This is a genomic window from Vibrio sp. Vb1018 (genome assembly GCF_033338775.1).
Classification (GTDB): Bacteria; Pseudomonadota; Gammaproteobacteria; order Enterobacterales; family Vibrionaceae; genus Vibrio; species Vibrio alginolyticus.
Map to the genome: position 1 here is coordinate 512,995 of NZ_JAWOTI010000002.1, position 22,064 is coordinate 535,058.

The following is a 22,064-nucleotide window of genomic DNA, read 5'->3' on the forward strand; positions in this document are numbered from 1 at the left end:
ATCTTAAAGTTGGATGCAAACAATAAAGTTTCACTCACAACTAAGAGTCGCATCACTTTTCAGGAAATCATCTATTGTATGTTTACCTATTGAGTTGCCTTATCGAGTCAAATCACACAAAAATGCAAAATATCCATTTTTGTCAACAAAACTAATTTGAAAGCAAACGTTATCATCGCAAAAAAAGTAAGTTACTTTCTAAATGTCAATACGTGAAAACCACTGCTTTAGTCACATTAATCCACCACTAACGTCCCCTTAAGTAGTGTTTTACACTGGATTTAATTTTCCTAGCAGAATAAGGACTCCGACCTTAGAATCCGCACACACAACTATTACAACCCGATTACATAACCCACCACACTCTTGCACGCTGCCGAAGAGGCAACAGCAGAGAGTATGGTTAGCCCCCAAAACGTGAAAGGTCTAATACAACAATGAGTCCAGAGAAATATCTCCAAGACTGGCAAACTAGCCAAACGATTGCTGAATCTATTTCCCCTCTAATTGGTAAGCTATATCGTCAAAAAGGAATCGAAGTGGTTCTGTTTGGTAAAACGCTTATTAATGCTACTACTATAGACATTCTCAAAACTCATCGCGTTGCAAGACGTTATACCGGTAACCCACTTTCGCTTGAGCACACGATGCCTATTATTCAAGCGCTTTGTGAAATGAGCATTTCTTCATGCCGTGTCGATGTTGGCCAATTGGCAACTATGTACTGGAATGAACATGACGATACAAGCTCTCTAAACGATTTCCTTATCACTGCACTTGATGGTGCTCGCGACGCAGATTCTTCATTGAAAGCGCGTGATGTGGTTCTTTACGGGTTCGGTCGCATTGGTCGACTACTTACTCGCCTTCTCATTGAGAAAAGTGGTCCAGGTTACCCACTAAGACTACGTGCGATTGTGGTTCGTGGCGGTAAAAAAGGCGATTTGGAGAAGCGTGCTAGCTTGCTGCGTCGTGACTCAGTTCACGGTCAGTTCAACGGTAGTATCGTTATCGATGAAGAGCGTAAAGCACTGATCGTTAACGGCAACTACATCCAAATCATCTACGCAAATAACCCAAGCGAAGTGGATTACTCAGCTTTCGGTATCAATAACGCGCTAGTTGTTGATAACACAGGTGTTTGGCGTGATTCTGAGGGTCTGAGCCAGCACTTAGCGTGTCAAGGCGCAGAGAAAGTACTGCTAACAGCACCAGGTAAAGGTGACATCAAAAACGTTGTATTCGGTGTAAATGAGTCAGTAATTCAAGAAGATGACACCATCATCTCTGCGGCAAGCTGTACAACAAATGCAATCACGCCAGTCCTTAAGGCTCTGAACGATAAATATGGTGTTCTTTCTGGCCATATTGAAACCGTGCACTCATACACAAACGACCAAAATTTGATCGACAACTTCCACTCTGGTGACCGTCGCGGACGTAGTGCTTCACTAAACATGGTTCTGACTTCAACAGGCGCGGCAAAAGCAGTTGCTAAAGCATTGCCAGAGCTTGCAGGCAAGCTAACAGGCAACGCGATTCGCGTACCGACACCAAACGTATCTATGGCAGTCGCTAATCTAAACTTAGGTGAAGACGTAGACCGTGATTCACTGAACGATTACTTGCGTGAAATGGCGTTGAACTCTGAGCTTTCGGCACAGATTGACTACACCGATTCAACAGAAATTGTATCAACTGACTTAGTTGGTTCTCGTCATGCAGGCGTCGTAGATGGTCAAGCGACTATCGCACAAGACAAGCGTTGTGTACTTTACATCTGGTACGACAACGAATTCGGTTACAGCTGCCAAGTTGTGCACTGTATGGAACAAATGATGGGTGTTCGTTACCAAACATTCCCTCGATAGGTGAACTTTGCTCCACAACGTTAACCACATAGCGTAGCGGACAATATCTCATATTTGTTCTAAATAATAAGCGCCATGCGCATTACTAATATTTTTCCCCGTTTATACGCCTGATCACTCTCAGGCGTTTTTTCGTTTCATTCATTTGACACTCTCCGGACAAAGTAAACGTCAGCATTCATGTTTTGTTCATGTTCACAGCATTAATCTGAGCACATAAATTACAGAGAGGTCATGATTATGAATCGGATTATTGTAACTGCACTAGCACTGATTACCGGCTTTTTTACGTTAGTATTTAGCTTGATCATTGCGATTCCGTTGACCATCGCAGCATTAATTACCGGCAAGCGTATTGAAAATCGCGTCAAGAAAATGCAGAGAGAAATGCACGAAGAATATGAATTTAATACAGGTAAAGCAGATGCGATTGAAGGTGAATTTGAAGAGGTTCGCCGGTAAGTAAATAAGATTTAGATGAGTTTCTCTCCCCAGACCGCTCCTGAGAAACTTCTTGCTTTCACCCTGTCCTTAAAATGGCAGGGTGCTTTTTTGAAAAGCAGCCACACGGGCTGCTTTTAGTATTTCTGTCTTGCGAGCTTGTCTATACCGTTACGACCACTCTAAGAGCCAGCAGCATGAGTACTACCCCTGACAAACGATCAATCAACACTGCCTTAGAGCGAATTCTGTCAACGACTTTAGAGCTCGATAGCACTAGGGTAATAAAGGTGTACCAAAGCCCATCCACAACAAACGGCGTGGCAACAATGATCATCTGATTACTCAAATCATTACCGAGCGCGACAAACTGACTGAATAATGCGATAAAAAACAAAGCAATTTTGGGACTTAAAATCGAGATAAAAAAGCCTTCTCGCGCAGACTGGATTACCGTTGTTTCCTCACCTGACTCCAACTTCGCAGCCACACCACCTTTTGAACGCAAAGCATTAAACCCTAAATACGCAAGATATGCCGCACCCACAAGGCTAATCGTCTTGAACAGCATCGGGCTTTGCTGCAAAACAACAGCGAGCCCAATCAAGGTAATAAACGCATATATACCAATGCCAAACGCATGAGCCCAAGCCGTAGCTAATCCATTGATACGTCCACCAGCCAACGAGTGCTTAGCGACAATAGCTAAACTGGGACCTGGTGACATAGCCCCTAATAAACACACGGTAAAAAGTGATAACCAAACTGTTAGTGTCATAAGAATCTCCCCTCTTTGACGCTCACTCTATCAACGGAAGAGGTATAATTAGAAATCAAAGTTATTCATACTAATCATGACTTCAAGTCATAGCTAAACGGTGTACGTATTAGCGAATGGAATATTCAGAAATTTGCATTACTGAGCGAATCTCTTCTCGCACCCATTTATGCGCAGGATCCGTGTCGTATTTGGGGTGCCACATTAACCAATATTGATGAATAGGTGTTTCGAGTGGTAATGCTTTATGGGTTAAGTCCCAATGCTTAGCGAGGTTAACGGCAATATGTTCAGGAGCCACCATCAGGTGCTCACTTGCAACTAAGCGATTGATCGCAGCAGAGAAGAATGGAACCTTAAAGGTAACGTGGCGGGTGTGCCCTAGCTCTTTCAATGCTAAATCAGTGTAGGAATCTTTGTCTCCGCCGCCAGTCACTTTGATGTGTGAATATGAAATCAAGTCTTCAATACTGATCTGGTCCTGCTTTGCTAACGGATGAGAAGATTTCATCAAACAAACTGATGAATCCTCACCAATTTTAACGCTCGACACACTCTGTGGTTTTTCTGGATACATAGAAGACGCGATATGGATGCCCGTCTCATGAAGTTTATCAAGAAAGTTGGGTTGCCACAGTCGGTACGCCATATCTAACTGTGGCGCTTGTTCACCCAAGTGAGAGGCAATATCGGGCAATACGTATTGCGCCACGTAGTCACTAGAAGCAATAACAAGCTCACCTTGCCACTGCCGCGGCTCAAAAGGTTGGTCATCGAGTAAATGGTCAAACTCAGCCAGTAATGCATCAAGCTTTGATTTTAACGCTATTGCTCGTGGCGTTGGTATCAGTTGATTACCTTGACGAATAAGCAGTGGGTCACCACACAGATCGCGCAATTGTGCAAGCTGTCGACTGACGGCAGACTGCGTAATGTGCAAACGGTCTGCGGTCCGGCTGACATGACACTCCTCTAAAAGTACATGCAAGGATCTAAGTAGATTCAAATTAATGTTGTTTAACATATTCGCTCTGAAGGGTTTTCAACATGGCATCCATTCATGGTCACTTCACAAACAGGTTCCCAGTCGTGTTAAAGAATTCAGCTAAGACGGTATGAGTCATCAGGTTTCGAAGCTCTGGATATCGTTGAATTTGATCTCTGATTTCGTTCAAGCGAGCCATCGTAGGCACTTCGACAAAAACCATCATGTCCGTCTCACCGCTGATCGCATGACACCATTTTACGCCATCAATTTTGTATAACTCGTCCGCGTATGATTCGCAATAATACGTAGAGGTTGATTTATCGAACTTTAAGGCAAAATAGGCGCAAATCGAATCCCCACCCGAAGGCGCAATTTCAGCGTGATACCCTAGAATCACTTTGTCATGCTCTAGCTTACGAATACGGGCCGTTACCGCAGAACGAGAAAGGTTTACTTTATCCGCAATTTCAGTCACCGACAGCCGAGCGTTGTGCCTGAGCAGATCCACAATCTTATGATCAAACTTGTCCATACCGTTACCAAGCTTTCCTTATTTTTCTCATTCTATACCGATTCTAACTGCATAAGAAACCAACATTTTGTTGGAATTATTTAAAACAACCGTCATATTGACGGTTTAGTAAATCATTTTGTTATTAACATTTTGGATATGCTATTTGGCGGGCATGAGATGAGTGCTGTTATCCATTTCAACAGAAAATAGATAACACATTGAAATCAAATTCCCAACTTAAGTACTCAGCACATAAATAGCATCGCTTAAACACATAAAACGAAATAACCAGAAGCCACAAGCTTTTTCGTAATAAGCCTCATAACATTGGATGAATCAATTCGCATGGAAGAGCTCAAAAAAGACATTTCACTCACATCAGGTATCGCACAGTTATCCACCACATTAATGGGAACTGGGCTGTTTATGATCCCGGCTATCGCAGCAGGTATAGCTGGCCATTTTTCACTATGGGCTTGGATTTTATTGTTCATCGCGATTTGTCCTATTGCGCTGACTTTTGCTCAACTGGGTAAACGATACCCCAACGCGGGCGGAACAGCCTTTTTTGTACGCAAAGCCTTTAACGCCAAGCTGGAAAGTAGTGTCGCTTGGCTATTTGTTAGTGTCATTCCGGTAGGGGTTCCGGCCGCGATTGCACTCGCCGCAGGCTTTCTACAACAAATATTGCCAGAGCCTATTAGCAACAATCTGTTTGCACAAGTTCTCACGGTAGTACTTCTTGTGTTCGTCAACTTGATGGGCACAAAATCATCAGGTCATTTACAAACTCTTATTGCTTTGAGTGTCTTCGCACTTGTTGGCGCATTTTTATGGAAAGGCGACGTTAACAGCGCCGATCTTGTGATGCCCGCCATCACACAAGAGTCAATTTGGCCTATTACCGCAGCGTTAGGCGTGATGTTCTGGTGTTTTGTTGGCATAGAGGCTTTTGCCCATATGGGGGAAGAGTTCAAAAACCCTCAAAGAGATTTCCCTATTGCCATTGTGGTCGGTTGTTTTGTAGCAGGGGCTACCTATTGGGCATGCTCTGTCGTTATTTTAAAATTTGGCGCGTATGGTAACGCTCAATTTGATAACGCATCCATCCCCTGGCTTAGTGCCCAACTACTAGGCGATGGAGCCAAATGGATAATCAGCTTGATAGGTTTCTCCGCTTGTTTCGCGAGCGTAAACTTATACACACAGAGCCTAGCGCGAATGGTCTGGGCTCAAGCTCGTGAACATCGTCCTTCTAGTCCACTAGCCAAGATTTCGCGTCGTGGTGTCCCTTTCTCAGCCACCATATTAGTTGGCGGTATATTATTGATATCTTGTGTGATAGGAACCCTATCACAGCTCGATCTGGAGTTTTTCCTAAAACTCGCAAACAGTGTATTCGTTCTAGTTTACATGTTAGCGATGTTAGCCGCTTTTAAATTGCTTCGAGGATTTGGTAAAACACTTGCGGGACTGTCCCTACTGCTTTGTACCGGTGTTTTTATATGTTTAGGCTGGTCAATGTTTTATGCACTTGGCATTTTTACTCTACTTTTACTGCCTTGGAAACAGTGGCGACATAAGCGACAAACACGTGTAGTTGAATAGTCATCGCTTCCCATTTCGAAATATGTGAGCTAAACGTTGGATACCAGTGTCTATGTTCTCTAACGCGATATTGCCGTAACCAAGCACGGCACCATGCCAGTGACGTGCTTGAAAATCTGGGTGTTCATAATAGCTCAAAGGTCGCAAGATGATCCCTTCATGCTCTGCTAGTTTTATAAAACGCTGCTCATCCATACCGTCTTGCCATTTCAACGTAACATGAAGCCCCGCCGCTTGGCTAACGACGCAAACACGGTCGCCAAAATGCTGTTGAATGGATACATGCATCTGTTCATGCTTAGTTTTGTACAGTCGACGCATTTTTCGAATATGACGTAATAACCCACCTTCAGTAATAAAGTCTGCCAATGCTTCTTGTGTATGCGTCGGCGAATCACCACTTAACGCATCCTTAACCACTAAACATTGCTCTACTAAACGTTCAGGAACTACAAGGTAGCCAAGCCGCAATCCGTTAAACATCACTTTACTGAAGGAACCCACATACAACACACGATCATCTCGACCCATTTGAGCTGCTAGCCCCTGTAAGCTGGTATAGGGACGATGAGCAAACTGAAATTCGCTGTCATAATCATCCTCGATGATCCAACTTGATTGTTCGACCGCCCAGTTGATGATCTTTCCTCTTTGCTCGGTATTGAGTGTGGTGCCCATCGGATATTGATTACTTGGTGTAATATACAGCGCATCGGCATCGCTTGAGGTCACCGCTTCCACATCAAAACCTAATTTCTCTCTTACGAACAAAGGCTCAAATTGATAGTTTTGGAACTGAATCAACTTCCGCATTTGCGCGTAACCTGGTTGCTCCATCAGAACCTTATCACCTTGTTTGAGCACTACCATCGTCGCAATTGACAACGCTTGCTGCGCCCCAGAGGTAATAATAATGCGCTCTGGAGAACAATTCACTGAACGGCTAGATGCAAGGTAGTCAGCTAAAGCACAGCGTAATGTCCAACTGCCCTGAATATCTTGATTCCCCAACAAGCAAGTCCGAGACATATGGCGAGTGAGTAACTTTTGCCATTGCGCCATCGGAAATGCGTCCAAATCCGGCACACCCGGTGCAAATGCGCGGTTGATATCAAAGTGAGCTTTCGGTGATGAGTCTCTCTGAACTGAACTAGGTTCAGGCAAGTACTGCTCTGGCAGTTCTACGGCAACATAAAAACCAGAACCTTTTTGGCTGTTCAAGTACCCTTCCGCCACTAACTGTTCGTAGGCAGAAATCACGGTATTCCTACTTAGATTAAGCTCTTGTGAAAGCTTCCGCGTAGAAGGCAGCTTCCCATTCTTCATCCACAGTCCTTGAACAATTTTCTTGCGAATAGCAAAAAACAACGCTTGCTGACGCGTTCCATCACTGTCTTTTAAATGCAGGTCACCGATATCAATCAAAGACAAACTGGATCCATCCATTAGTTAAAAGTGGCTCTCTTTAAGCTACCAGTTAAACGCTACATTGCAATCAAAGAATGAGGATCAATCGCTCGTAATCGTGAGCAAGCAAGGAGAGAAAATGCTATCCAACACCAATAGAACGGAAATTAAGAAAGGCGCACATAAAGCCGTCTCTGATGTTAGCAAACTGCACGCCATCATAGATGAAAGCCTAATCGCTCATATTGCGATAACCAACGAGTCAGGCCCTGTGGTCATTCCTATGCTGGCATGGCGTGTCGATGATTACGTGTATATCCATGGTGCCAACAACAGTCGACTGTTACGCTCACTCAAACAAGGAGTGCAAACGTGCTTAACCTTTACTTTGTTTGATGGTTGGGTATTGGCTCGAAGTGCGTTTCACCACAGTGCGCATTATCGCAGTGCTGTGGTCTTTGGCCAGTTTGAGGTGGTGGAAGATAACCAAGAGAAAGACAGGTTGCTGAATCACTTTATTGCACAGATCGCTCCGGGGAGAACAGAACAAGTCCGTTTGAGTAATGAAAAAGAACTCAAAGCCACCATGCTACTGCGTATCCCGCTCACGGAGGCATCAGTGAAAATCAGCAATTTTGGCGTCAACGACGATGCGGAAGACATGGACATCTCTGTTTGGGCAGGTGTCCTACCCTACCGAACCGTCGTAGGTCCACTGCAAGCTTGTGACGATTTGTATGAAGGTATCGCAGAGCCAGACTACCGCAGTGCCTACTCTAACCGTTGGCAGGAATAAGCACCGTAAAACGTGCGCCGCCTAAGTGACTCTCGCCGACAGAAAGCTCCCACCCCAGTTGCCGCGCTGCACTGGTAGCGATGGCAAGCCCTAAACCAAAGCCTTTCATGTCGGCGTTGCGGCTTTTGTCTAAGCGCGAAAATGGCATAAATACTTCTTCTCGCATCGCCTCAGGGATGCCCGGACCATCGTCCTCAATATCGATGCTCCAGCAATCCGCTACCGTTCGAATCGTCACCTCAACGCAGGACTCACCATAACGCTTGGCGTTTTGCAGTAAATTATCGAGGACAAGGTTACCCAAAGTAGGCTGAAAGTGAATCAATTGGTTCGCGAGTTTATTTTCTGCTCTCAACATGGCGGACTCTAAGCCTAGGTAATTCATGCGGCTTTTACACCAAAGTGGCAGTTCCATGGTTTCAACAGAATCGATCCATGAGTGGTTTTTCACACTCAAGCGAGACAGCATGACAATGTCGGACGTTAAATCCGTCACGACATCAACGTATCGTTCAATATCGTCATGTAACTCTGCCTGCATTTCACCACTCGTGCGTCGAGCTAAATCCGTCGCTAGCTGAATACGACTCAGCGGAGTGCGCACTTCATGAGGAATAGCTTGAGTAAAGATGTGTGTTTGGCGCACTCGTCTCTCAATCTCTTCAGACATGCAGTTGAAGCCTTGGGCGAGCTCTTTCACGGGGTGCGAAAATTGCTTTAGATCGACTCGCGTATTCAACTCACCAGAACCAAATTGTTGTTGCGCAGCCGTTAGTTGCCGAATTTGGCGGTCAAGACGTCGTACAGGTATGTAAACCATAATGCCTAAACTGCATACAACAACCAAAAGCAGAGTAAGTATAAATACAATCTCAGAATCTTCATTCCAATCAACGTGTGGGCTAAAGAAATCCGTTTTTTCTTTGAAAACTAAACTCTTCGAAGTGTTAGGCAAAGGGAATACAGCAGCATAGGTACTGCCATCAATAAGATAAACAGGTATCCCTTGCATACGGTACAGCAGATTACAATCTCGACAAGGCGGTGATCCGTCCCAGTTTTCAACCAATGTTAAATCAAAGATAAAGAAATCTTGCTTGCCGTTTTCGGTTAACTTCTTGTAGAGAGAATCCGGAGTGCCTCGTTGCTCAATGTATTGATCGACAAAATAAGCACCGTCACTCAAAAAAACACCGACTTCTGTTTTGCGCATGTACTCTTCCCCCATAAAGAGAAACAAAGCAACAGTCAGCGCAAGGCCAGTTACTAACCCCACATATAGACGAGTAAACAGGGAAAACATGCGTCATTTACCTGTCAGCATGTAGCCGTGGTGACGTATGGTTTTAATGGTAGCCGTATGGATATGAGCCTTAGAGAATTTCTTCCTTAGTGAGGATATACGCATATCAATCGAACGATCAGTAATACAGTATTCAATGCCTCGGGCAAGACGGCAACATGACTCACGAGATACTGGCTTATCGATATTCAGCATCAGGAGCTCTAAAATTTCAAACTCAGAACTCGTTAAACCAATATCTTTTTGCAAATAAAATGCCTGGGAGCGACGAAGACAAAGACTAATGCCATATCGGCTCAGCTTTTCTTCTTCAACGATATCAACTTGACGACAATAGCGACGCAACGCTGCTTCAATACGGGCGAGCAAAATATTACCTTTTATCGGTTTGGTAAGGTAATCATCAGCACCGAACTTAAATAAGCTCACCTCGCTCATTTCATCATCGGTCGCAGTCAAAACAATGATAATACCATGATAAAACTTACGCGCCTCTTGGCATATTTCTGCGCCATTTTTTCCTGGTAACATCAAATCTAACAGCACTAGGTCCGGCTTGAGCCCCTTAATCGTTTCTAATGCATTTTGACCGTTATCGATGACAGTTACCGTATATCCTTCGGCTTCGAGGTACATTTTGGTTAATCGAGCAATCTCTGAGTCGTCTTCTACCAGTAAGATTGTATTACCCACCATGAATCATTTACTCCACCAATATGATGGAGGGAGTATATCGCTCGTCCTATACTGCGCAACCTACTTAAATGATAATTTTAATAAAACGCAGGCTTACATACGCTTACAAACCATACATATACGATAATCCTAATCATTCTATACCCCTAAAACCATGCAATAACCTGAGGTTTTATTCATTATCAGAATATGGCTTCACATAGAAAATAAAATTCGGAATAAAAATCCACTATATTTTTAAATATATCGAATAATAGGTCTTACCAAAAAACAATATCAACATATATGACTTAGTTTGCTTATATAGACAGGACTTTATGTTGCTTCTAAGTTTCCTGCTCTAATAAAGTCTACGAGTAACATGAAATGAGATATTCCAAATTAACACCTTTAGCCATATTTTGCGCGATAAGTCTAACTGCTTGTGGCGGCAGTGAATCTAATTCGAAACCATCGACAACGACACCTCCAACACCACCAATGCCAACATTGAGCACTGTCACAATCCCAACTGTCGTTTCTACAGAGTTTCCGGCCAAGTTAAAAGTGGCTGCTGATTCGGGCTTCACCCACTATGTGAAAATCTCCCTTTCCGAAGCAAACAACAACGATACATTTCACATTGTGGCTGTTGATGACGGTGCGAATAATGAAAAAATCTTTCGTGCAGCCAAAATCATCCAACACCTTCTCACAAACCAACCAGACTCTAAGTACGGTGCTGACAAGTCTCGTATCGCTAAGACATTAGCCGAGCGTGATGCCACACTAATGCTGACCGAAAACGACGAACAGAATGATGAGATGTTAACCAAAATCTTTATCAACGAACTGATTCGCCAAGGCAAATTGAACGATGCAGTTACAAGCTCGGGCTTAGCACACTCTTTTGATACTAGTTCTCTAGAAAAGTTTGTTGTAAGCATGATGGTACTTAACGAAGATGATATGGATACACTTGTCACATCTATCGCGTCAACATTAGTAACTAGTAAAGAAACACCAAACTGGCTAAGGAATAGCCAATCTTTAATGTATCGAGAACTGACAGTTGAAGGCGATTGCCATTACATGAGTAATTTTGCCGATTACTGCGCCAATCTTGGTAAAAAAGCCGAACGAGACGCCGCTTTTGAAGAAATTTTACACTTGGTCCAAGCGCAAGGTATTGCACCTAACACGGCGACTGCGGCACTGCAAAATGACATTCAAGCTCATGCGTTAAGCATCTATAACGATATTCAATCGGGCAAACCGACGGTGTGGCGCCCTACTCAGTATGACTGGGACGATTGGAAATCGGACGACTTCGATCCTGAAAGTGTGAAACAAACGGGCCCTTCATATTCTCACGAATATTTTGCTGCCGCTTTTGAAGCTTACATGGGTGTAGCAAAAGCAAACGGACATGGTTTAGATGGCTACCAAGCGTTAACGCGTGAAGAAATGCAAACCCAAGATCCACAAGCCGTTGATTGGATCAGTGGCTTATTCCACGGATACTTGCAATATACCGCGAATATCGACTCTGCGGGCGTCAAGCTCTACACAGAAAAGACAAGTCCAGGCACAGTACCTACCTTCCGTATGGCTCCCAACAAAGACGGTTTGATAGAAGCGTACACCTACAAATCTCAGTGGCTAACAAAAGTGAAGATCATTGGCGGCGACGCGATGAATGTGATCGGTAATGATCAAAACAATACTTTTGAAGGCAACAGCAAAGACAACAGCATTTATGGTGAAGGCGGTATCAACACCTATATAGTGCCACACAAACTGGCGGAATGTACTGTTATCAAAGCAAAGAGCGTTTCTGTTGAGTGCCCGAGTACAGGCACTGACGAGTTGTACGACATTCAGAACATCCAATTCACCGACCAAACCCTAGATGTAACCAAGCTATAAAAAATGAAAAACATGAAGAAACTTATTCTATTCGCTCCCTTGCTCCTTGCTGGTTGTGGTGGCCTAGCCGTCATGGATCGTACTGATGCCGTAAAAGCACAACCAGAAATGCTGATCAAAACCGACGGTGATTTTTGGGGATTCGGTGCGGATGGCCATTTTGATTTTGCTGGTAAGTACAAAGGCAAGTATTCACGCAGTGCTTCTAACTCAAGTTGGTTTAACCGTATCTCTTTCAAAGAAGGTTCAATGGGCGCAGAAGTGACTCGTATCGACAGCGGGGAAACTTGGCTTTTGAACTGCACTGGAGGCGGTATGTCGGTTAACTACATGGGCGTCGATTTTGGTGGGAATGATCCTTACACCTGTGACATTACTCAAGATGGTAAAAAAGTCGGTGAGTTTGCGATGGAGCCAAAATCCGCTATCATCGACATCAGCTTTGAGAAAAAAGAGACAGGCGTAGTGCGTATTGGTAGCACCCACTTTAATGTAGAAACTGTACATACTAGTCCTGACGCCATGATGTCGGTAGACATTCCATTGGGGTATAGCTTTAAGGAAGGCACACAAGAAATTGCCGCTGTGCAGACGAACGGTACCATTGCGGTACAGATGCTCCCTGAACTTAGCGAACAAAAAAAGGATGTAATTGCCATCGGCGCTGTTGCAAGTGCACTAAGTTGGCGCCCTAAAAAATAGCCATTACATAAAACAACAACACACAAAAAAACAAAGCCCTCTACTTTTTTGAGGGCTTTTATTGCTTGTACTCATAGAGATAAGTGGAGCACTACTTCTCTAATCTTCCCGTATACTGCTTGGGCGTTAATCCACGATGTTTCTTAAACATACGATTGAAGCTCGCCACATTGGTGTAACCAAGGCGCGTGGCAATGTCATCAATACTCACGCGCTTACTCAACAAACCAGCTGCAATATTACTCAATACATAGCCAGAAACTGTCGAAAAATTGAGCCCTAATTTATGCAAACGACGTTGAAACTGCTGTTCAGATAAATCAAGCAGAGAAGAAACGCGCTCTAACGTTGGCAATCCATAATGGCTGCTGTAATTCACCACTTCATAAATCACTTTCAACTCATCTTCTGGGTCGGGCATATTAAGCAAATCATCCAAATCGGAAAAACTCATCGCTAGACGGTTGTCTTCTCGATGGCTCACTTGGCGAGAAGCTAGTCGGTCATCTCCTGGGATCCATATCTCTGTTTTTGGCTGACTCCATTCCACCTCGCAGCCGAAATATTCCCGGTATCGCTCAGTATTTTTTCTCGAGCCTGAAACCTTGACACGTAAAGGCTGGTAATCTTTGCCAAGAAATTCGCGTAACACCTTAATCATAAATACCGCACAGCGGATACTATCGTGCACCTTTACTGACGTTTCTATAAACGGGTTGTGGTAAGTCCATTTGATGATTTTACCCGACTGTTCGCCAGCAAAAAACGCCCCTGATTGTAGGTTGCTCACACCATAATTCACTCGCCGAATGGTACTGGCTAAATCATTGCCGGAGAATAACCAGCGTCCCACTGGCCCTAGCTTTTGCAGTTCAATACCTCGGCTGAGACTCAACACCACATCCGGGTCACCACTGGCTTGTTCAACACAACGGTACCATTCCGCAACGGCTTTTAGCGGGATCAGTGTCATTGGGTTACGAAACACCGATGCTGGGATCCCTAACTCATCCGAGTCCAAATTGTATTTAGATAACGCGAGGTTATGCATGTTTAGAATGCCCATCGCGCGAATAAACCGAACCGTTTTCATAACCAATCACATCAAATTTAATCCCGTAGTGATTGAATCTGTCACAAAGAAAGCCGCAAATCAAATTCAGATCACAATACGCCAACAGTTTGATAGAGGAGTGTTTAATGAGTTTACTGAGTGTCCCGTTTGTCGGTACAGGCGCAGATACGGCGTTACATGTTGTCGCTGCTGTCGTTTTAATTGCGAGTGTCGCGGGCGCGTGTTACGGCTTTTGGAAAATCCATGAATTACCTATCAATAAAGCACATAGCAAAGACCATCATCAGATAGGGCTCATCACTGCGCTGACCTGGATAGGGTTTGTCTGGCACTGGGTTTGGGTGCTAGCCGTGATCTTTGCATTCGTTGATATGGAAAAAGCCATCATCAATCTGCGTGATACATGGAAAAGTAAACCGCAAACAGAAACACAGCCAAAAGAGGAAGCATAATGTTAGAAGGTTTAGCGGTATGGGCACTCTTCATCTATCTGTTGCGTTTGGTTGGCATGCCTTGGAACAAAGCAACCAAATCGTTCGCTTATCTTGGCGGCTTGGGTTGGCTAATGTTCGTCTGGGTAGGTTTGATTAACTTCACCCCGATGGATTTATCCGGCGGTTCTGTCGTGCAGTCACCACACATCCAATTGCGTCCAGATTCAACCAATGTAAAAGGTAAAGTTGACCACATTTACATTGAGCCGAATCAGCAAGTTAAAGAAGGTCAGCTCATTTATGAACTTGACCCAACGCAATACAAAATCGCATTAAATCAAGCGAACGTATCCGCTGATTCTGCTCGCGTTGCATTAGCTACAGCAAAAGGCGACATCGAGATTGAAGAAGCTAACCACGAAGCGCTAGTGCAAGATCTAGAAACATCAAAGAGCCAGTTGGAAGCGGCGAAAGTTGACTACAAATTGCAGAAAAAAATGCTAGATCGTTATGTTGAGCAAAACCGAGTGGTGCACAACACCATCACGGAAAGCGATATCGACAAACAATCGAGTGCGGTTGATATGGCACGTCACAACGTGTTGACCCTTGAGTCTCAAATCAAGAAGAAACAAGTCGATATTTCCCGTGCAAAACTGGTGATTCATAAAGCGGAACTTGCAGTTGAAACCAAACAAGCCGAACTGCGCCAAGCGAAAGAGCAAATTGCAAAAGCGCAATGGGATTTGAATAGCACAAAAGTTCATGCCCCAACAGATGGCTTTGTCACCAACTTTATCCTGCGTGAAGGTCAGCGTGTATCAATGATGCCGCGTATCAACATGTACACCAACGAAAAGTACGTACTAATGCGAGTGAACCACCAGGCGATTCGTAACATCAAACCGGGTCAGCCAGCGGAATTCTCTTCGTCCGTTTACCCAGGTAAGATCTTCTCAGCGACCGTCGAAGGCATTGTTGAAGCAACAGGTGAGTCACAAGGTAATCTACTGGGTTTCGATGATTCCGTACGTGTCACCACTGGAAAGAACTTACAGAACAAACACCACTTTGTTCGTCTTAAGATTGATGAGCCAGAAGGCTACGACATCCCTGTTGGCTCTGTTGGCCTCGCATGGGTCAGCGGTGAAAAACCGATAGGCTTTATGGCCTTCTTAGATGTGATTCGCGGGATCATCATCCGAATGAAGTCTCAACTGTACTTCTTCTACTCTATCTAAACTCGCAAACCGCCAGTTACGCTGGCGGTTTTCTTTTCATTTGTATCCAAACATATCCTTTTCCCGTATAACAATTAGTTAGTAAATAGCGGAGAAGATTCATGTCGGCAAAGGAAAGAAGCCTACCTACCCATCGCATCTCAAGATTCAGCAAGTTCGCTTCACTTGCTACCCGTGTCGCAGGCAATGTGATTGCAGAAGGCACGAAGCAGATAGCCAAAGGCAACAAACCAAAAGCGAAAGACCTCTTGCTGACGCCACAGAACATCGCGCGCTTAACTGACCAACTTGCTCACCTGCGTGGCGCTGCAATGAAGCTTGGTCAAATGCTATCAATGGATGCTGGTGATGTTTTAGAACCTGAACTTGCCGATATTCTTTCCCGTCTTCGTTCCAACGCAGACCCAATGCCTGCAAAACAACTCAACGCAGTAATGGAAAGTTCGCTGGGAACGAATTGGAAAGCTGAGTTTCTGTCATTTAACTTCAAACCAATCGCCAGTGCATCAATAGGACAAGTGCACCAAGCCTACAGCGATGCGGGCGATAACCTAGCCGTCAAAGTGCAATATCCGGGCATACGGAAAAGTATCGATAGCGACGTCGATAATGTCGGTACAATGCTCAAGGTCGTTGGGTTGATTCCCGAGTCTGTCGACTACAAAGGATTACTCGAAGAAGCGAAAAAGCAGCTACATGACGAGGCCGATTACGCACGAGAGGCACAATTTGCCATTCGTTATCATGACGCTTTGAAGGAGCACCCTCATTTTGTCGTACCGAAGATTCATACTGAAAGTTGCTCAGACTCCGTTCTCGCGATGGAATTCATTGATGGTAGCCCGATTGAGCAAATCGAACATTATGATCAGAGTACACGGGATTTTGTCATGCACAGCCTACTCGAATTACTGTTTCGAGAGCTGTTCGAATTTAAGATGGTACAAACCGACCCAAACTTCGCCAACTACTTATATATCGAAAACACTCGTCAAATCGGCTTGCTAGATTTCGGGGCGACCCGCGAATACAGCGAACGGTTCAGTACCGGCTATCGCCAAGCTTTTGCGTCTGTCGTGAATAATGACGAACAAGGCTTAAATGATGCGCTTGAACAAATAGGCTTCTTCAGCCAAACCATCCTTCCAGACCAGCGCCAAGCGATTCTCGATCTAGTGAAAATGGCATGTGAACCGATGTTAGTTGATGAGCCTTATGACTTTAAAGCCAGTGGCTTAGCACAAAAGCTTCGCGAAGCTGGCACTATTTTAAGCATGGAACAAGAATACTGGCATACTCCACCAGCAGATGCCCTATTTTTACACAGAAAAATCGGCGGAATGTACTTGCTAGCAGCCCGTATTGGCGCAAAAGTGAACATTCGCCAATTGGTACAGCCATATCTCACCATCAACAGCGAATAGCCTATTGTTTTTCTGTTACTTTCAAGTACCTTGAGCAAGGTTAAGATGCATAGTTGTGCATCTCAATAACATGCCATACTTCCATAAAACGAATTAACTATCGGGGTACTCGGTGAGCAAGTTTCAAGATCTCTCCACTCTAATCCAGCAAATTGGCCAAGCCGAAGAAGCGGATCAAGTCGCAACGCTCAATGAATCTATTGAAGCGGGCCTCGAGCCCGGCGCGGTTGCCCTGATTCTAGAAGCATTTCCAATCGACGATCGTGTTCGCTTATGGCGAGCTTTACCACTAGAGCTACATATCGACGTGTTAACGGAAATGCGTGCGGACGTACGTTTCTCTATCATCAATGCGTTATCTGAAGTCGAGCTAAAGCTCACTCTCGCTAAACTCGACAACTTGTCGCTCATCGAATGGGCCGATTCGTTGCCAGAGTCGATCATCAACGAAGCGCTCTCGTTGATAGAAAAAGATGAGTTGGAACTTTACGATCAAGCAAACGAGTATGCTGATGAAGAACTCGGCCACTGGGCTGAACGTAAGATCATCACCCTGCCCTTCAATATTACGATTGGGACAGCTAAGCAGTTAATGGAGCGCTATAGCTACGACACGCCTCAACAGGTGTATCTGATTAATCGTAATAAACAGTATCGTGGAACGGTCAACTACTTCGATATCTTACGTGGTGACCCCGATACTCGCTTAAAAACACTCGTTATTGAGGCTGTGACGGTTCTAGACAGTAAAATGATGCTTCCTGAAGCGGTAGAGGCATTAGAACACAGCACACTGCCCGCTCTCCCTGTAACTGATGCAGACCAAACACTGATCGGTGAAGTCGATTGGCAGTTTGCATTGAGTACACAGCGTGAAATCTACGAAGCACGTTTGATGGCCGGTACAGGTATGGATGAAGGCGATGACTTGTTTGCGCCAGTATTAAAAAGCTCGCAAAAGCGCGGGGTTTGGTTAGGCATCAATTTGCTTACTGCGATTTTGGCGTCTGTCACTATCGGACTGTTTGAAGATGTAATTGCTCAGGTAGTGGCTTTGGCGGTGCTCATGCCAATTGTTGCATCCATGGGGGGCATTGCTGGCAGCCAAACGCTCACTCTAATGATTCGTGCGATGGCGCTTAATCAGATCACCCCAGGTAACCGCTTCAAGCTTTTGAAAAATGAGTTGGGTATTGGCTCTCTGAACGGCATTGCTTGGGCGTTAATCATCGGCGGGCTCGCCGGATTGTGGTTTCAATCTCCGGTTCTAGGGGGAACCATCGCGCTGGCCATTATCGTCAATATTATTACCGCAGCTTTATTTGGTGTGCTGATTCCCATTATTCTGGATAAGTTTAAATTGGACCCCGCTTTGGCTGGCTCGGTGATTCTAACAACAGTGACAGATGTAGTTGGTTTTTTCGCCTTTTTAGGAACGGCGAGTTTAGTCATGCTTTAAAAGGTTCATTGTTTATTAATCAATCATTAGCATAATAGAGTCAAATTGCATAACGCAGTTGCAAATTGCAAACAAACTCAGACTTTAAGCAACGCATGTCACAGAAACTACGTATTTTAGGGCATATTAAAGTTGGCACAGTAACTGCATTATATAAATCGACCCTTCTTAAGCCGAGGGTCACCTAGCCAACTGACGTTGTTAGTGAACTTGATTTTGTTCACATGTATATAAGCCAATCGCACTCTTTGCGGTTGGCTATTTTTTTATGTGGCTATTGCCCTCTTATCCTCTGACCGAGCTCGGTTGTACTTTTCTTACCCACAACAGATTGTTTACTGTTTATAAAATTCAAATATTCGCCCACTAAGCCATTAGAAATGCGAGCTTCAACAAAAATAAATCACCTACATAAAATAAAACCAAGAAAACACACCCAAGAAAAGAACAAATAACGTCCAAACCAAAAACCTCATCATGAAATCGTTTTCTTTTCATAGAAATCGACTGAACAATCCAGAGTTATAGATAAATTTAATCCATAAAAACAAATAGCAATTCAAAACATTAATTTCACATAGAAAACCTGTCTATAAATCATAGAAAATACGTAAAAACAAACTTTCCACCTTTAGAATTTAAAAACCAAGCCATTGTTATTAAAAGAAAAAATACACATAAAAAACCAAGCAAACGTTTAAATTTCAATTTTATCATTGACTATTAAATTTACATCACGATAATACGCGCCGTTTGCCTGAAAATCAGGTGCTATAATTTAATATTTCAATGTGCGGAGGCAATAATGGCTGGAGACAATAACTACAGTCTTGGACCAGTTCCCAACACGGCCAGAAAAGGCGTGGCGTCACTAACCATGGTGATGTTAGGACTCACTTTTTTCTCCGCAAGTATGTGGACAGGGGGTTCTCTCGGTACTGGGCTCTCCTTTAATGATTTTTTCCTCGCTGTTCTCATCGGTAACCTAATCCTCGGTATTTACACTTCTTTCCTCGGTTACATCGGCGCTTCTACTGGTCTCTCTACCCACCTTCTTGCTCGTTTCTCTTTTGGTTCTAAAGGCTCTTGGCTTCCTTCCGCTCTTCTTGGCGGTACTCAAGTTGGGTGGTTTGGAGTTGGTGTCGCGATGTTTGCGATTCCGGTGCATAAAGCAACGGGCATCGATACCAACACGTTGATCCTTGTATCCGGTTTGCTCATGACCGCGACCGTTTACTTTGGAATCTCAGCACTGATGGTGCTGTCAGCAATCGCCGTTCCTGCCATTGCACTACTTGGCGGCTACTCTGTCATCGAGGCAGTAAATAGCGTTGGTGGTATTGGCGAACTACAACAAGTTCAACCAACCGAGCCACTCGATTTTTCAATAGCTCTCGCGATGGTTGTCGGCTCTTTTGTCAGTGCTGGTACATTAACGGCGGATTTCGTACGCTTTGGTAAAAAGCCGCGCAGCGCCGTGATGATCACCATGGTGGCATTTTTCATCGGTAACTCGCTAATGTTTATCTTTGGCGCGGCAGGTGCGTCGGTGACGGGTCAATCAGACATCTCTGAAGTGATGATTGCACAAGGTTTATTGATTCCTGCCATTATCGTACTTGGGTTAAATATTTGGACGACCAACGACAACGCGCTCTACGCATCGGGTCTTGGATTTTCCAACATCACGGGCTTACCAAGTAAATACATCTCAATGGCGAACGGTCTTGTTGGCACACTTTGCGCTCTCTGGCTCTACAATAACTTTGTTGGCTGGCTGACCTTCTTATCGTTGGCAATTCCACCGATTGGCGGTGTGATCATCGCTGACTTCTTCACGAACCGTAAACGCTACGCAAACTTTGAAGCCGCCCAATTCCAAAACGTTAACTGGGCTGGCATTATCGCTGTCGTGATTGGCGTTGGTGCGGGACACTTCCTGCCTGGCGTAGTGCCGATTAACGCTGTACTTGGCGGCGCAATTAGCTTCCTGATTCTTAATCCTATTCTTAACAAAAAAGCACTGGCTACACAGCCAGCGTAAGGAACCATCATGACAACACTACTGATCAAAAACGTAACGCTAAAAGGACAAGAAGGTCTGCAGCAAATTTTGATTGAAGATGGTCAATTCAAGCGCATTGAAAGCAACGAGGTGGAGCTTAGTCATAACGGTGACATCATCGATGCTGAAGGCGGTATGGCGGTTGCGCCTTTCTGCGAGCCACACATTCACTTAGATACAACTCAAACCGCAGGCGAGCCTAGCTGGAACATCTCTGGCACATTGTTTGAGGGTATTGAACGTTGGGCTGAGCGCAAAGAAATGCTGTCGATTGAAGACGTGAAAGCGCGCGCAAAACAAACCTTAAAATGGCAGATAGCAAACGGCGTACAACACGTTCGTACCCACGTCGATGTTTCAGACCCTACCCTAATTGCCCTAAAAGCGATGGTAGAAGTGCGTGAAGAGATGAAAGAGTGGGTAGATATCCAAATCGTCGCCTTCCCGCAGGAAGGAATTCTCTCTTACCCAAATGGCAAAGAGCTGCTAGAAGAAGCCGTCAAATTAGGTGCGGACGTGATTGGCGCGATTCCACACTTTGAATTCACACGCGAATATGGCATTGAATCGCTGCACTACGTGTTCGAATTAGCGCAAAAATACGACCGTCTGATCGACGTGCATTGTGATGAAATCGATGACGAACAATCTCGCTTCGTTGAAACACTGGCAGCATTAGCGCACAAGTTTGATATGGGGAATAAAGTCACGGCCAGTCACACCACAGCGATGGGTTCCTACAACGGTGCATACGCATCTCGCCTGTTCCGTTTATTACGCATGTCCGGTATCAACTTCGTGGCAAATCCATTGGTGAACATTCACTTACAAGGCCGTTTTGATGATTACCCAAAACGTCGCGGCGTAACACGAGTGAAAGAGATGCTGAATGCCAACATCAACGTCTGCTTTGGACACGATGATGTATTTGACCCTTGGTACCCACTAGGCACTGCAAACATGCTGCAAGTGCTGCATATGGGTCTGCACGTGTGCCAGGTGATGGGTTACGACCAAATCAACAACTCACTGGATCTGATCAGCACCAATTCAGCACGTACACTGAACATTCAAGATAAGCACGGCATTGAAGAAGGCAAACCTGGTAGTTTACTGATTCTTCCCGCAGAAAATGGTTTTGACGCAGTACGTCGCCAAGTGCCGGTTCGTTACTCTGTCCGTCACGGTAAAGTGATTGCAGAAACACAGCCTGCGACAACTCATATTCATCTTGAACAAGCAGAGCAAGTAACGTTCAAACGCTAAAAAGATCGGCGTGACCCGTCCTGATATGGGTTGACACTTTTTAACTAAAACGCTCGATGTACTTCATCGGGCGTTTTGTATTTTAAAG

19 protein-coding genes are annotated in these 22,064 nt (G+C 44.6%); 12 read left to right on the forward strand and 7 right to left on the reverse strand.

Going from position 1 to position 22,064, the window contains the following annotated elements; all coding sequences use genetic code 11:
• The first annotated feature begins 437 nt into the window (after window positions 1-437).
• Both R7Z10_RS04570 and R7Z10_RS04575 read left to right on the forward strand, forming a co-directional pair.
• The gene (locus R7Z10_RS04570) at window positions 438-1,871 is read left to right on the forward strand and encodes a glyceraldehyde-3-phosphate dehydrogenase (RefSeq protein WP_017635170.1); all 1,434 of its coding nucleotides are present in this window, start codon (window positions 438-440) and stop codon (window positions 1,869-1,871) included.
• Window positions 1,872-2,111: 240 nt separating this feature from the next.
• The gene (locus R7Z10_RS04575) at window positions 2,112-2,333 is read left to right on the forward strand and encodes a hypothetical protein (RefSeq protein ID WP_021035939.1); all 222 of its coding nucleotides are present in this window, start codon (window positions 2,112-2,114) and stop codon (window positions 2,331-2,333) included.
• 142 nt (window positions 2,334-2,475) lie between these two features.
• Here the strand turns inward: R7Z10_RS04575 and R7Z10_RS04580 are convergent, their stop codons facing one another.
• From R7Z10_RS04580 to R7Z10_RS04590, 3 genes are all read right to left on the reverse strand, one after another.
• On the reverse strand, window positions 2,476-3,090 hold the full coding sequence (locus tag R7Z10_RS04580; protein ID WP_005373611.1) for a LysE family translocator: 615 nt from the start codon (window positions 3,088-3,090) through the stop codon (window positions 2,476-2,478).
• Between the two features lie 109 nt (window positions 3,091-3,199).
• Window positions 3,200-4,114: a LysR family transcriptional regulator gene (locus R7Z10_RS04585; RefSeq protein WP_017819875.1), complete on the reverse strand. Its 915-nt coding sequence runs from the start codon at window positions 4,112-4,114 to the stop codon at window positions 3,200-3,202.
• 40 nt (window positions 4,115-4,154) lie between these two features.
• Complete coding sequence (locus R7Z10_RS04590; protein WP_005373615.1) at window positions 4,155-4,610, reverse strand: Lrp/AsnC family transcriptional regulator; 456 nt, start codon at window positions 4,608-4,610, stop codon at window positions 4,155-4,157.
• 327 nt (window positions 4,611-4,937) lie between these two features.
• On the opposite strand from R7Z10_RS04590, the gene yjeH reads away from it, so the two are divergent.
• Window positions 4,938-6,200 carry an L-methionine/branched-chain amino acid transporter gene (yjeH, locus tag R7Z10_RS04595; RefSeq protein ID WP_017635168.1) on the forward strand — a complete coding sequence of 421 codons (1,263 nt, stop codon included), beginning with the start codon at window positions 4,938-4,940 and terminating at the stop codon, window positions 6,198-6,200.
• On the opposite strand, the gene R7Z10_RS04600 is transcribed toward yjeH, so the two are convergent.
• Window positions 6,201-7,646: a PLP-dependent aminotransferase family protein gene (locus R7Z10_RS04600; protein WP_318104100.1), complete on the reverse strand. Its 1,446-nt coding sequence runs from the start codon at window positions 7,644-7,646 to the stop codon at window positions 6,201-6,203.
• Window positions 7,647-7,746: 100 nt separating this feature from the next.
• Here R7Z10_RS04600 and R7Z10_RS04605 point away from each other — a divergent pair, with 100 nt between their 5' ends.
• Complete coding sequence (locus R7Z10_RS04605) at window positions 7,747-8,403, forward strand: pyridoxamine 5'-phosphate oxidase family protein (protein WP_318104102.1); 657 nt, start codon at window positions 7,747-7,749, stop codon at window positions 8,401-8,403.
• Here the strand turns inward: R7Z10_RS04605 and R7Z10_RS04610 are convergent.
• On the reverse strand, window positions 8,384-9,706 hold the full coding sequence (locus R7Z10_RS04610; RefSeq protein ID WP_318104104.1) for an ATP-binding protein: 1,323 nt from the start codon (window positions 9,704-9,706) through the stop codon (window positions 8,384-8,386). The two genes, R7Z10_RS04605 and R7Z10_RS04610, sit on opposite strands and share 20 nt — an antisense overlap.
• Window positions 9,707-9,709: 3 nt before the next feature.
• On the reverse strand, window positions 9,710-10,402 hold the full coding sequence (locus tag R7Z10_RS04615; RefSeq protein ID WP_054577758.1) for a response regulator transcription factor: 693 nt from the start codon (window positions 10,400-10,402) through the stop codon (window positions 9,710-9,712).
• Window positions 10,403-10,768: 366 nt separating this feature from the next.
• On the opposite strand from R7Z10_RS04615, the gene R7Z10_RS04620 reads away from it, so the two are divergent.
• Window positions 10,769-12,310 (forward strand): hypothetical protein, encoded by a 1,542-nt coding sequence (locus R7Z10_RS04620; protein WP_031777160.1) that lies wholly within the window; start codon window positions 10,769-10,771, stop codon window positions 12,308-12,310.
• A 12-nt stretch (window positions 12,311-12,322) separates the two neighbouring features.
• Window positions 12,323-13,012, forward strand: a complete 690-nt coding sequence (locus R7Z10_RS04625; protein WP_213870044.1) for a hypothetical protein — start codon at window positions 12,323-12,325, stop codon at window positions 13,010-13,012.
• A 91-nt stretch (window positions 13,013-13,103) separates the two neighbouring features.
• Here R7Z10_RS04625 and R7Z10_RS04630 read toward each other — a convergent pair whose 3' ends face one another.
• Entirely contained in the window at window positions 13,104-14,105 is a 1,002-nt protein-coding gene (locus R7Z10_RS04630; protein WP_054574582.1) for an AraC family transcriptional regulator, read from the reverse strand.
• Between the two features lie 107 nt (window positions 14,106-14,212).
• On the opposite strand from R7Z10_RS04630, the gene R7Z10_RS04635 reads away from it, so the two are divergent.
• The 6 genes from R7Z10_RS04635 to R7Z10_RS04660 all read left to right on the forward strand — a co-directional run bounded on the left by R7Z10_RS04635 (window position 14,213) and on the right by R7Z10_RS04660 (window position 21,976).
• A complete protein-coding gene (locus tag R7Z10_RS04635; protein ID WP_017635162.1) occupies window positions 14,213-14,539 on the forward strand; it encodes an MFS transporter in 327 nt (108 codons plus the stop codon).
• Window positions 14,539-15,762: a biotin/lipoyl-binding protein gene (locus tag R7Z10_RS04640; protein ID WP_318104110.1), complete on the forward strand. Its 1,224-nt coding sequence runs from the start codon at window positions 14,539-14,541 to the stop codon at window positions 15,760-15,762. Before R7Z10_RS04635 ends, R7Z10_RS04640 begins: the two co-directional genes overlap by 1 nt.
• Window positions 15,763-15,863: 101 nt before the next feature.
• Entirely contained in the window at window positions 15,864-17,186 is a 1,323-nt protein-coding gene (locus R7Z10_RS04645; protein ID WP_170893123.1) for an AarF/ABC1/UbiB kinase family protein, read from the forward strand.
• A gap of 112 nt (window positions 17,187-17,298) precedes the next feature.
• Window positions 17,299-18,645, forward strand: coding sequence for a magnesium transporter (locus tag R7Z10_RS04650; RefSeq protein ID WP_005373641.1), 1,347 nt, complete (start codon window positions 17,299-17,301; stop codon window positions 18,643-18,645).
• An 805-nt stretch (window positions 18,646-19,450) separates the two neighbouring features.
• Window positions 19,451-20,689, forward strand: coding sequence for a cytosine permease (codB, locus tag R7Z10_RS04655; protein ID WP_047101164.1), 1,239 nt, complete (start codon window positions 19,451-19,453; stop codon window positions 20,687-20,689).
• A 9-nt stretch (window positions 20,690-20,698) separates the two neighbouring features.
• Window positions 20,699-21,976 carry a cytosine deaminase gene (locus R7Z10_RS04660; protein WP_213914937.1) on the forward strand — a complete coding sequence of 426 codons (1,278 nt, stop codon included), beginning with the start codon at window positions 20,699-20,701 and terminating at the stop codon, window positions 21,974-21,976.
• Window positions 21,977-22,064: the final 88 nt, after the last annotated feature.